The following is an 11,958-nucleotide window of genomic DNA, read 5'->3' as shown; positions in this document are numbered from 1 at the left end:
GGCGCGGCGCCAGCCGGCGCAGCCCAGGCTCAGGCCCAGGCTGCGGCCACGCTGACCGCCGGCGGCGCCGGTTCCGCCGTCCCGGCCGACGCCGTCAAACCGCAAAGCCTGGCCGCCAACCTGCTGGGCAAGGCGCCGCTGACGCCGGCCCACGAACTGCCCGAACTCGGCGCCAACACGCCGCAGGCCACGCTGAGCAGCGCCGCCCGCGTCCTGACCACCATCCTCAGCAGCACCACCCAGGCCGGCCAGGCCGCGCAGACGGCCCTGATCGGCAAGACCGCACTGTTCGGCAACGCCGCGCCGGACACCGAGGTGCTGGCGCAAAAGCTGCACGACACCATTTCCAAGAGCGGCCTGTTCTATGAATCGCATGTGGCCGAATGGGCCAAGGGCGAGCGTCCGCTGGCCGAACTGATGCGCGAACCGCAGATGCAGCGCCTGTTGCAGCAAGGCGAGGCCAGCGCGCGCGCCGCCACCAGCGGCCCCGATCTGAGCGCCGCGCAAATGATCAACCAGCAGCTGCACACGCAGGAACAGCACCGCGTGCTGTGGCAGGGACAAGCCTGGCCCGGCCAGGACATGCAATGGGAAGTGCGGCGCGACCAGCGCGAAGGCCGTCAGGATGGCGGCGGCGATGCCGAGGCCGGGTCGGAACAGATCTGGCGCAGCGGCGTGCGCTTCCGCCTGCCGCTGCTGGGCGCGGTGTCGGCGGCGGTGACGCTGGTCGGCGACCAGGTCCACATCCAGGTGCAGACCGACAGCGACGGCAGCGCCACCACCCTGCGCGCCTACGCGGGCGAGCTGGAGAGCGCCATGGCCGCCGCCGGCGCGCCGCTGTCCTCGCTGACCATCGGCCGGGAGGATGGCCATGACGGATGACGCCCCGCGCAAGCCATTGCAGCAAGCGGTGGCGCTGGCCTACGACAGCGGCCAGCCTGCGCCCAAGGTGGTGGCCAAGGGCCGCGGCCTGGTGGCCGAGCAGATCATCCACGTCGCGCAAGAGGCGGGGGTGGCCATCCATGAATCGAAAGAGCTTGTCTCGCTGCTCATGGAAGTTGATCTGGACCAACAAATTCCGCCTATCTTATACCGTACAATTGCGGAACTATTGGCGTGGCTATATCATATTGAAGCAGCGCAAAAATCTGGTTTGCCCCTGCCTCCGGCGCCGGACACCAGCATCCCCTTGACCGAAATTTGACCGGACTGACCCTCGATGTACCCACACTTTCAGGATGCGGCATTGGAAAACTGGCACGACTTCGAAGTCGAATCGCGGCGGGAGATTTTTGCCCTGCTGCGCGGTATCGGCGAAAAAAACCAGTTGATCCGCATGCTGATCCAGGGCGAGACCGATGTGTGCGTCACATCCATTCTGACCGTGGACGAAGCGGCCAACCTGGTCTACCTCGACTGCTCGATCGACCAGGAACAGAACCAGCGCATCCTGGCCTCGCGCCGGCTGTCGTTTGAAACCACGCTGGACAAGGTGCGCATCCTGTTTGCGGCCGACCAGATCGAAGCGACCACCTACGAAGGCAACCCGGCCTTCAGGATCCCGTTCCCGGAAACCCTGATCCGCTTGCAGCGGCGCGAGTACTACCGCATCGCCACGCCGGTGACCAACCCGGTGCGGGTGCAGATCGCCCTGCCGGTCGAGCTGGGCGGCCCGACCACCTTCCCGCTGGCCGACATCAGCTGCGGCGGCATCGCCATCCTCGACAACAAAATGATTTTGGGCGACGCCATCGGCAAGAGCTACCCCGAGTGCCGCATCGACCTGCCGGAAACCGGCCAGGTGACCACCGCGCTACAAGTGCGCAACTCGCTGGACCTGACCCTGCTGAACAACAAGACCAACCGCCGCCTGGGCTGCGAATTTGTCGGCATCTCGCGCGGCAACCTGTCGGCGGTGCAGCGCTACATCACCAAACTGGAACGCGAGCGCAACGCCCGCATCGCCGGGCTGACGTAAAGATTGCTTCAACATGCGCGCAAGGAAGCGGCGCGCTTGTTGAAGCGACCTCTTAAACTTGCATGTTCATGATGTCGTGATAGGCCGACACCAGCTTGTTGCGCACTTGCAGCGTGCCCTGGAAGTTGATGCTGGCTTTCTGTTGCGCGATCATCACATCCGACAGGCTGACGCTGTCGTCGCCCATGGCAAAGCGCTTGCTCATGCCGTCCGCTTCCACCTGGCTGGCGTTGACCGCGTCCAGCGACTTTCTCAAGGCATCCTGAAAATCCGCCTTGGGCACGGCCGCCGGCTCGGTCGCGATGACCGGCGGCTGCAAGTCCGGCTTGGTGGCGTGCGCCTTGAGCTGCGCGATCATGGCCTGGATTCGACTACTGTCAATTCCACCTGTAATCATTACTGACTCCTTTTTTCTACGTGCTGACAGAATAACAAGCCGCGCGCAAGCCCCCAGCATCGAGCAGGACCGTAAACGGCGCTCTGTTCCCCCTATTGAATTTCCTGATTACAAGCAATAATGGCGGTATTCCTTATAGAACCCTCATTCGGGACCCAACCATCATGGCCGTAGCGGAAGAAATCGACAACGACACAGCAGCCGGCGCGCAAGACGACGGCGCCGAGAAGCTGCCCTTCATCCAGACGCCGATGGGGCGCAACTTCCTGCGCGCGGCCGGCGCCGCGGCCATCGTCGCCATCCTGATCGGGCTGTACCTGTGGAACAAGCCGCCCGAGTACGCGGTGCTGTTCTCCAACTACACCGACCGCGACGGCGGCGCCATCACGGCCGAGCTGGACAAGATGCAGGTCAAGCACAAGTTTTCCGACAACGGCACCGCCATCCTGGTGCCGGCCGACCAGGTGCACGATATCCGCCTGAAACTGGCGGCGCAGGGCTTGCCGAAGGGCGGCAACGTCGGCTTCGAGCTGATGGAAAACCAGAAGCTGGGCGTGTCCCAGTTCCTCGAACAGGTCAACTACCAGCGCGCGCTGGAAGGCGAGCTGGCGCGCTCGGTGATGTCGCTGGCGCCGGTCGAGAACGCCCGCGTCCACCTGGCGCTGCCGAAACCCTCCGTGTTCGTGCGCGACCAGCAAAAGCCGACCGCCTCGGTGATCGTCACCCTGCACCCGAACCGCATGCTGGACCAGCAGCAAACCGGCGCCATCGTCCACCTGGTGGCCTCCAGCGTGCCCGACCTGCTGCCGGCCAACGTCACCGTGGTCGACCAGGCCGGCAACCTGATTTCCAATCAGGATAAAACCAACGGCGCCAACGCCAAGCTCGACGAGCAGCAGCTGAAATACGTCAAGGACTTGCAGGCGCAGGTCATCAAGCAGGTGGAATCGATCGTGATTCCCATCGTCGGCGAAGGCAATGTGCGCGCCGAAGCCGTGGCCGATGTCGACTTCGCCAAGATCGAGCAAGCCTCGGAAAACTACAAGCCCAACTCGCCGCCGGCCGCCTCGGCCATCCGCAGCCAGCAGACCAGCGAGACCAACGGCAACAACAACGCCAACAATCCGGGCGGCATTCCGGGCGCGCTGTCCAACCAGCCACCGGGCACCGCCACCGCGCCGCTCAACCAGACCGCCCAGGCCAACGGCCCGAACGCGCCCGCGCCCGGCACGCCGCCCGGCACCGTCGCCGCCAACGGCACGGCCGGCCCGAGCCACAAGGAATCGACTACCAATTACGAAGTCGACAAAACCGTGCGCTACGAGCAACGCGGCATGGGCGGCCTGCGCCGCCTGACGGTGGCGGTGGTGGTCAACTACAAGCGCATCATCGATAAGAACGGCAAAGTCACGGTAAAGGCCTATACTCCTGAAGAGATGAACAAGATCAACGATCTGGTGCGTCAGGCCATGGGCTACAACCAGGATCGCGGCGACGCCGTCAGCGTGGCCAACTCGCCGTTCGACGGCGTCGACAAGCCTTACGAGCCGCCGCCGGAATGGTGGAAGGACCCGGCCAACCTGCCGATGGCGAAGGACCTGGCGAAGTTCCTGATCACCGCCCTGATTTTGCTGTACATCGTGCTGCGCATCGTGCGTCCGATGATGCGTCCGGTGTTCAAGAAAATCGACGAGATCAACGCGCCGGAGCCGGAACCGGAAGTGCCGGAGGAGCCGGAACCGGAACAGCCGGACGAAGCGCTCATCGCCGAAGAAGAGCTGCGCAAGATGGAAGAGAACACCGCGCGCAGCTACCGCGACAACCTCGCCATGGCCAAGAAACTGGCCGTGGAAGACCCGCGCATTGTTGCCAACGTGATCAAGGAATGGATAGGCGCAAATGACTGAAAATACCGGACTGCAAAAAGCCGCCATCCTGATGCTGGCGATGGGCGAGACCGAGGCCGCCGAGGTGATGAAATTCCTCGGCCCGCGCGAGGTGCTCAAGCTGGGCGCCGCCATGGCGACCATGAAGAACGTGCCGCACGAGGAAGTGGTCGGCACGCTCGACAATTTCCGCGACATGGTGGCGGCCGCCTCCACCGTGGGTCTGGATTCCGACGAATACATCCGCCAGGTGCTGACCAAGGCGCTGGGCGACGACAAGGCCTCGGTGCTGCTGTCGCGCATCCTGGGCGGCAAGGACGCGTCCGGCATCGAATCGCTGAAGTGGATGGATTCGCAATCCGTGGCCGAGCTGATCCGCAACGAGCACCCGCAAATCATCGCCACCATCCTGGTCCACCTGGAGCGCGACCAGGCCTGCGAAATCCTCGGCCACTTCACCGACCGCCTGCGCAACGACGTGGTGCTGCGGATCGCCACCTTGGACGGTGTGCAGCCGGCCGCGCTGCGCGAGCTGAACGACGTGCTGACCAAGCTCTTGTCGGGCAACGAGAACATCAAGAAATCGACCCTGGGCGGCGTGCGCGCGGCGGCCGAGATCCTCAACTTCATGTCCGGCGAGCAGGAAAGCTCGGTCATGGACAACATCAAGAACTATGACAACGACATGGCGCAGAAGATCATGGACGAGATGTTCGTGTTCGACAACCTGATCGATATCGACGACCGCGGCATCCAGCTGCTGCTGCGCGAAGTGCAGTCGGAGATGCTGATCATCGCGCTGAAGGGCGCGTCGCAGGAACTGCGCGACAAGATCTTCAAGAACATGTCGGCGCGCGCCTCGGAAATGATGCGCGAAGACCTGGAATCGAAAGGCCCGGTGCGCCTGTCGGAAGTGGAAACCCAGCAAAAACAAATTCTGCAAATCGTGCGCCGCCTGGCCGACGAAGGCCAGATCGTGCTCGGTGGCAAAGGTGAGGATTCCTTCGTTTAATGGTTATTCATACAAAAGAAGCGCAGCCGGCGTTCCAGCGCTGGGAGATGACCTCGTTCGGCGACGAGCGGCCGAGCGCGCTCGCCCAGCGCGAGGCCGAGCAGCGCGAGATCGATGCCGAGAACGCCCGCATCGAGGCCGAGCAGCGCGTGCAGGAAGCGCTGGCGGCGCAGCAGGAGCAAGTGGAAATGGGGCCGCCGCTGCCGCCGCCCATCGCCTACCCCACCGTCGAGGAACTGGAAGCCATCCGCGAGGAAGCGCGCAAGGATGGCTATGAAGAGGGCCACGCGGCCGGCCACGCCGACGCCATCGAGGCCGGCCTGCAAGCCACCAAGGAAGAATTGCAGCACGTGCGCGCGCTGGCGGACAGTTTCAGCACCGCCCTGCACCACGCCGACCAGTTGATCGCCAACGAGGTGCTGGACCTGGCGCTGCAACTGGCCAAGGGCATGCTCAAGAACGCGCTGCAAGTGAAGCCGGAGCTGATCCTGCCCATCGTGCGCGACGCCATCGAGTACCTGCCGGTGTTGCAGCAGCCCGCCCTGCTGGTGCTGCATCCGGACGATGCCGCCACCGTGCGCGCCGGCATCGGCGAGGAACTGGACAAGGGCGGCTGGCGCGTGGTGGAGGACGCCAGCGTCGGCCGTGGCGGCTGCAAGGTCGACACCGCCAGCAACCAGATCGACGCCACCGCCGCCGCGCGCTGGCAACGCCTGAGCCACGCGCTGGGCAAAGAAGTGGACTGGCTGGCCTGAGATCATGGACGCCGCAACCAACCCATCTGCGAATCCCCACACCGCGCGCTGGAAAGCCTACCTCAACGATTGCGCCGAGGTGGTCAGCTTTGTCGAGCCGATGCAGATCTCCGGCCGCGTCACCCGCGTGGCCGGGCTGGTGATGGAAGCGGTCGGCCTGCGGCTGGCGGTGGGCGCCGCCTGCACCGTGCCGCTGCCGGCCGGCGGCAAGATCGAAGCCGAAGTGGTGGGCTTCGAGGGCGACAAGCTGTTCCTGATGCCGCAGTCGGACGTGGAAGGCGTGGTGCCCGGCACCCGCGTGTTCCCGGTTGAGCCGTCGATTCCCAAGCCGGGCAGCGTGGCCCATCCGCGCCGCCGCCCGAGCGACCGCGCGCGCCACCTGCCGGTCGGCCCGGAACTGCTGGGCCGCGTGCTGGACGGCGCCGGCCGCCCGCTGGACGGCCTCGGCCCGCTCAACACCACCGACAGCGCGCCGATCAACACCCGCCCGGCCAACCCGCTGGGCCGCGCGCCCATCGCCGAAACACTGGACGTGGGGGTGCGCTCGATCAACGCCATGCTGACCGTGGGACGCGGCCAGCGCATGGGTTTGTTCGCCGGTTCCGGCGTCGGCAAATCGGTGCTGCTGGGCATGATGGCGCGCTACACCGAGGCCGACATCATCGTGGTCGGCCTGATCGGCGAACGCGGCCGCGAGGTGAAAGAGTTCATCGAGCAAATCCTCGGCGAGGAAGGCCTGGCGCGCTCGGTGGTGGTGGCGGCGCCGGCCGACACGCCGCCGCTGATGCGCCTGCAAGGCGCGGCCTACGCCACCGCGATCGCCGAGCACTTCCGCGACAAGGGCCAGAATGTGCTGCTGATCATGGACTCGCTGACCCGCTACGCCATGGCGCAGCGCGAGATCGCGCTGGCGATCGGCGAGCCGCCCGCCACCAAGGGTTATCCGCCATCGGTATTCGCCAAGCTGCCGATTCTGGTCGAGCGCGCCGGCAACGGCGAAATGGGCGGCGGCTCGATCACCGCCTTCTACACCGTGCTGACCGAGGGCGACGACCAGCAAGACCCGATCGCCGACTCGGCGCGCGCGATTCTGGACGGCCACATCGTGCTGAACCGCCGCCTGGCCGAGGCCGGCCACTACCCGGCCATCGACATCGAGCAATCGATCAGCCGCGCCATGCATTCGATCACCTCGCATGAGCACCAGACCAAGGCCCGCCAGCTCAAGCAACTGTTCTCGCGCTTCGAGCGCAGCCGCGACCTGATCAGCGTCGGCGCCTACGCCGCCGGCACCGATCCGGTGCTGGATCAGGCCATCCAATTGCATGACCGTATCGAGCATTTCTTGCAACAACAGATCACCGAACGGGTGACCATGGGCGAGAGCTTGGGGCAACTTACCTCTCTATTCGACTGATTGACGGCCTGGGCCGACACCTATAATTGACTCACCATGGCTTCCAAAGCGCAATTAGCAACCTTGATGGACCTGGCGCGGCGTGAGACGGATGATGCCGCCAAACGGCTGGGCATCGCCCTGAAAGCGGTGGACGAGGCCAGACAGAAGCACGAGATGCTGGTCGGCTACCGCGAGGAATACCTCAAGCGTTTCGAGGCGGCGCAAGCGGCCGGCATCACGCCCATGGCCTACCGCAATTTCGTGGCTTTCATTGAAAAGCTGGAAACGGCGGTCAAGGGCCAGCTGGACATGATCAAGCACGCCGAGTACCGCGGCGAACAGGAAAAGGCCGCGTGGCAGGCCAGCGAGCGCAAGCGCATGTCCTATTCCACCCTGAACGACCGGGCGGACGCCGCCGCGCTCAAGCTGGAAAACAAGCGCGACCAGAAGCAGATGGACGAACACGCGGCAAGGCAGGCGTACTACAAACGATGACATCCTAGAGAGCGCGAAACATGCAAACCCCGAATCTTCAAATTCCCAGCCTGAACGCCAATGCAGTGGCCGCGCCGAAAGTGAATCTCAACCTGGGCGCAGGCAATGACAGCGGCGCCTTCAAGCAAGCGTTGTCGCGCGAGATGGACCAGCGCAGCAGCGCCAACAACACCAGCGGCAACCAGCCGACCCGCGCCGCCGAGCGCCCTGCCTCGCGCGCCTCCGCGCCCAAGCAGCAGCAAGCCGCGCCCGCCAGGCAGGCGGAATCGCCGAATCAGCAGACCGAGGCCGCCGCGCCGGCCAGCAACGAGACGGCAGCCCAGCCGGCGCCGGCCCAAAACGCGTCCAGCGACAGCGGCAGCACCGACAACAGCAGCGCGAACGCCGATGCCGCCAATGCGGCCGACGGCGCCAATAGCGACGCCCAGGCCGCGCAAGCGGCCGATCCGGTGGCCGACATGCTGGCCCTGGTGGCCGCGCTCAACCAGCCAGCCGCCCCGGTCGCCACCGCAGCCGCCAGCACCGACGCTGACGCCGGACTGACCGGCGCAACGGGTGCGGGCGCCAGCGCCATCGCCACGGCCGCCGATGCCGCTGCCAGCGCCGCTTCAGCCGCCGCGGCAGCCCAGGCCGCCCTCGCCGCTGCCACTGGCGACGCGACTGCCGCCAATGCGGCCGACGCCAGCGCCGCCAGTGTGGCCACTCTCGATGCCGACGCCGCAGCCGCCGCACAGGCCGCCAGCGCCAGCACCGATGGCGCCGCCCTGCAAGCCGCGCAAGACCAGGCCGCTGCCGCCACCGATTTCAAAACCGCTCTGGGCAAGGCCGGTTCCGCCGCACAAGCCGCCGCCGACGCCGCCGACGCCGCGAGCGCCGCCGCGGCCAAAGCCGCCAGCGGCAAGGCCGACGACAGCGCCCGTCCCGTTCCGGTCGCCAGCACCACCGCCAACGCCGCCGACGCCGGCACCGACCGCCAGCCGGTCGGCGCCGAGGCCAGCGCCGTGACCGACGCCGCGCCGAAAACCGGCGCAGACGCCCTCAACCGCATCGAAACCAAGGCCGCGCCGGCCGGCAACGCCCAGCCGCAAGTGTCGCAAACCCAGCAACAGCAGCAGGCCGCCGATCCGGCCCAGCTGGCCGCCAGCGCCAAGGCCGGCGCCACCGCCAATGCCGAAGCCACGGCCGCGCTGAAAGAACAGGCCAGCGTCACTATCGCGCCAACCGCCTCGCACGCCGCGCAGGAAATCGCCAAGGCCGCCACCGCCGTGCCGACCGACAAGCTCAGCAGCCGCGTCGGCACCCAGCAGTGGGATCAGCAACTGGGGCAGAAAATCATCTTCATGGCGGCCGGCGGCGAGCACAGCGCCACCATGGAACTGAATCCACCCGACCTCGGCCCGCTGCAAGTGGTGCTGAGCGTGAACAAGGACCAGGCCACCGCCGCCTTCAGCTCGGCCGCGCCGGAAGTGCGCCAGGCGCTGGAAAACGCCCTGCCGAAACTGAAGGAAATGATGAGCGACGCCGGCATTCAGCTGGGCAGCGCCACCGTCTCGGCCGGCATGTCGGATCAGAACAACAGCGCGTTTAACCAGCAAGCCAGCTCGGCGCAATCGGGCGGCGGCAATGGCGGCGGCAACCGCGCCGGCGGAAGCTATGGCCGCGACAGCGGCAATGACACCGACGCCGCGCGCGGCGCGCCACCGGTGCGCCGCTTGCCGGCCGGTGCGGTGGATACTTTCGCCTAAGCGGGCGCCGTCGCCACAGCCAACCGGGACCGGCGTCACCGCCCTCCCGGTTTTGTTGTCTGTTACACTACGGAAACGCCAAGCAGCAGCGGGAACGCCCCTCTTTTCAGCGTATCCAACTGCGCAGGCACAACCGATAATGACATAATGACGGCGTGATCCTCTCGCGCTGCATGAAGGGCTATTTTGAAAGCGAACCCAAAAATGAAAGCCGATCAGAAAGTTGAAGCGCCCTCGGGCGGCGGCAGCAAGAAACTGATCATCATCATCCTGGCAGTCGTGCTCATCCTCGGCGCGGCCGGCGGCGGCGCGGCCTGGTTCTTCCTGCACGGCAAAGCCGATGCCGAGGAACACGACGAGGCGCCGGCCAAGAAGAAAAAAGCCAAGAAGCCGGTCGGTCCGCCGGAATACCTGCCGGTCGAACCGTTCACCGTCAACCTGCAACCGGGCGAGGCCGGCGGCGACCAGTATTTGCAGATCGCCTTCACGCTGGAAGTGGGCGGACTGGAAGAGAAGGAAAACGTCAAGGCGAACATGGCCAAGGTGCGCAGCCGCATGCTGTTGCTGCTGTCGAGCAAGCGCGCGACCGACATCAACACGCCGGAAGGCAAGGTCCAGCTGGCCAAGGAAATCATTACCCAACTGCGCGAGCCGTTCGAAGAGCGCGGCGCGCCGCAGGAAATCGAGGACGTGCTGTTCACGTCCTTCATCATTCAGTAAGCAGACGAGTCATGGCTGATAATTTTCTCTCCCAGGAAGAAGTCGATGCCCTTCTGAAGGGCGTCAACGGCGACCAGGACGACGTCGCGACGCAGGAAGACGTCGCCGGAGTACGAACGTACAACCTGGCCACCCAGGAACGTATCGTGCGTGGGCGCATGCCGACGCTGGAAATTATCAATGAACGTTTTGCCCGCCTGCTGCGCGTCGGCCTGTTCAACTTCCTGCGCCGCAGCGCCGAGGTGTCGGTCGGTTCGGTGCGGGTGTCGAAATACAGCGAGTTCATCCGCAATCTGGTGGTGCCGACCAACCTCAATCTGGTGCACATGAAGCCGCTGCGCGGCACGGCCCTGATGGTGTTCGATCCGGGCCTGGTGTTCCTGCTGGTCGACAACCTGTTTGGCGGCGACGGCCGCTTCCACACCCGGGTGGAGGGCCGCGACTTTACCCAGACCGAGCAGCGCATCATCCTGCGCATCCTCGACATCGTGTTCGAGGCCTACACCAAGTCGTGGGAGCCGGTGTACCCGGTCGAGTTCGAGTACATCCGCTCGGAGATGAATACCCAGTTCGCCAACATCGCCACCCCCAACGAGGTGGTGGTGGCCTCCACCTTCACCGTGGAGCTGGGCTCGGTGTCGGGCCAGATCCACTTCTGCATGCCGTACTCGATGATCGAGCCGATCCGCGATTCACTGACCTCCAGCCTGCAAGGCGAGGCGCTGGAGGTGGACAAGCGCTGGATACGCCTGATGACCCAGCAGATCCAGATCGCCGAGGTGGAAATCGTCGCCTCGCTGGGCACGGCCAAGGTCAACTTCGACGAGATCCTGAACATGCGGGTGGGCGACATCATCCCGCTGCAAATCCCGGAATTCATCTCGGCCACGGTCGACGGCGTGCCGGTGATGGATTGCAGCTATGGCGTGATGAACGGCCAATACGCGCTCAAGGTCGAGAAACTGCTGGCCAATACCGATAATCTTAAAAATTAACACCGGAGAGAAAAATGTCCGACAATCAAGACGATCAACCGCTGGACGAAGACGATCCATGGGGTGCGGCGATCGCCGAACAGGCGCAGGCCGAAGCCGCCGCGCTGGAAAAGCAGCAGGCCGCGCAAGCGGCCAGCGCCGCCGTGTTCAAGGACTTTTCCAGCACGCCCAGCAAGACCGAAACCCACAACGATATCGACTTCATCCTCGATATCCCGGTCCAGCTGACCGTGGAACTGGGCCGCACCAAGATCGCCATCAAGAACCTGCTGCAACTGGCGCAGGGCTCGGTGGTGGAACTGGACGGCCTGGCCGGCGAGCCGATGGACGTGCTGGTCAATGGCTGCCTGATCGCCCAGGGCGAGGTGGTGGTGGTGAACGACAAGTTCGGTATCCGCCTGACCGACATCATCACGCCATCCGAACGTATCCGAAAACTGAATAAATGAAGCACGGACTGATCTCGACTCTCCTCATCGCGGCGGCCCTGGCCGCCGCGCCTGCAATGGCCCAGCGCAGCGTGTCGGGCACCATCGGCGGCGCCCACGCCGCCGCGCCCGCCGCGGCAGCCGCCCC

Annotated in this window: 13 protein-coding genes; 12 read left to right on the top strand and 1 reads right to left on the bottom strand. The window is 65.3% G+C overall.

From position 1 onward, the window contains the following. The 3 genes from fliK to GM676_RS30450 form a co-directional block, all read left to right on the top strand. Window positions 1–882, top strand: an 882-nt coding sequence (gene fliK / locus GM676_RS30460; protein ID WP_170304390.1) for a flagellar hook-length control protein FliK, incomplete at its 5' end; no start/stop codon positions are given. Beyond that, window positions 872–1,204, top strand: a complete 333-nt coding sequence (locus GM676_RS30455; RefSeq protein ID WP_155468317.1) for an EscU/YscU/HrcU family type III secretion system export apparatus switch protein — start codon at window positions 872–874, stop codon at window positions 1,202–1,204. The genes fliK and GM676_RS30455, both read left to right, overlap by 11 nt. Before the next feature lie 15 nt (window positions 1,205–1,219). Continuing rightward, window positions 1,220–1,978 carry a flagellar brake protein gene (locus GM676_RS30450; RefSeq protein ID WP_155468316.1) on the top strand — a complete coding sequence of 253 codons (759 nt, stop codon included), beginning with the start codon at window positions 1,220–1,222 and terminating at the stop codon, window positions 1,976–1,978. Window positions 1,979–2,030: 52 nt separating this feature from the next. Here the strand turns inward: GM676_RS30450 and fliE are convergent, their stop codons facing one another. Then, window positions 2,031–2,375 carry a flagellar hook-basal body complex protein FliE gene (fliE, locus tag GM676_RS30445; protein WP_155468315.1) on the bottom strand — a complete coding sequence of 115 codons (345 nt, stop codon included), beginning with the start codon at window positions 2,373–2,375 and terminating at the stop codon, window positions 2,031–2,033. A gap of 164 nt (window positions 2,376–2,539) precedes the next feature. Here fliE and fliF point away from each other — a divergent pair, with 164 nt between their 5' ends. The 9 genes from fliF (at window position 2,540) to fliN (ending at window position 11,831) form a co-directional block, all read left to right on the top strand. Next, the gene (fliF, locus tag GM676_RS30440; protein ID WP_155468314.1) at window positions 2,540–4,282 is read left to right on the top strand and encodes a flagellar basal-body MS-ring/collar protein FliF; all 1,743 of its coding nucleotides are present in this window, start codon (window positions 2,540–2,542) and stop codon (window positions 4,280–4,282) included. Continuing rightward, the gene (gene fliG / locus GM676_RS30435; protein ID WP_092274555.1) at window positions 4,275–5,273 is read left to right on the top strand and encodes a flagellar motor switch protein FliG; all 999 of its coding nucleotides are present in this window, start codon (window positions 4,275–4,277) and stop codon (window positions 5,271–5,273) included. Before fliF ends, fliG begins: the two co-directional genes overlap by 8 nt. Further along, window positions 5,273–6,028 carry a flagellar assembly protein FliH gene (locus GM676_RS30430; protein ID WP_155468313.1) on the top strand — a complete coding sequence of 252 codons (756 nt, stop codon included), beginning with the start codon at window positions 5,273–5,275 and terminating at the stop codon, window positions 6,026–6,028. Before fliG ends, GM676_RS30430 begins: the two co-directional genes overlap by 1 nt. Before the next feature lie 4 nt (window positions 6,029–6,032). Next, a complete protein-coding gene (gene fliI / locus GM676_RS30425) occupies window positions 6,033–7,445 on the top strand; it encodes a flagellar protein export ATPase FliI (protein WP_155468312.1) in 1,413 nt (470 codons plus the stop codon). 36 nt (window positions 7,446–7,481) lie between these two features. After that, window positions 7,482–7,922 carry a flagellar export protein FliJ gene (fliJ, locus tag GM676_RS30420; protein WP_155468311.1) on the top strand — a complete coding sequence of 147 codons (441 nt, stop codon included), beginning with the start codon at window positions 7,482–7,484 and terminating at the stop codon, window positions 7,920–7,922. Window positions 7,923–7,942: 20 nt separating this feature from the next. Beyond that, the gene (locus tag GM676_RS30415; RefSeq protein WP_155468310.1) at window positions 7,943–9,667 is read left to right on the top strand and encodes a flagellar hook-length control protein FliK; all 1,725 of its coding nucleotides are present in this window, start codon (window positions 7,943–7,945) and stop codon (window positions 9,665–9,667) included. A 204-nt stretch (window positions 9,668–9,871) separates the two neighbouring features. Beyond that, window positions 9,872–10,387: a flagellar basal body-associated protein FliL gene (gene fliL, locus GM676_RS30410; protein ID WP_155468309.1), complete on the top strand. Its 516-nt coding sequence runs from the start codon at window positions 9,872–9,874 to the stop codon at window positions 10,385–10,387. A gap of 11 nt (window positions 10,388–10,398) precedes the next feature. Further along, a complete protein-coding gene (gene fliM / locus GM676_RS30405) occupies window positions 10,399–11,382 on the top strand; it encodes a flagellar motor switch protein FliM (protein ID WP_155468308.1) in 984 nt (327 codons plus the stop codon). 14 nt (window positions 11,383–11,396) lie between these two features. Next, a complete protein-coding gene (gene fliN, locus GM676_RS30400) occupies window positions 11,397–11,831 on the top strand; it encodes a flagellar motor switch protein FliN (protein WP_155468307.1) in 435 nt (144 codons plus the stop codon). The last annotated feature ends 127 nt before the right edge of the window (window positions 11,832–11,958 follow it).

This window comes from Duganella radicis (assembly GCF_009720825.1).
GTDB classification, from domain to species: Bacteria; Pseudomonadota; Gammaproteobacteria; order Burkholderiales; family Burkholderiaceae_D; genus Rugamonas; species Rugamonas radicis.
Note: the sequence above shows the minus strand (reverse complement) of the source record. Positions and strands in the feature narration are given on the sequence as shown.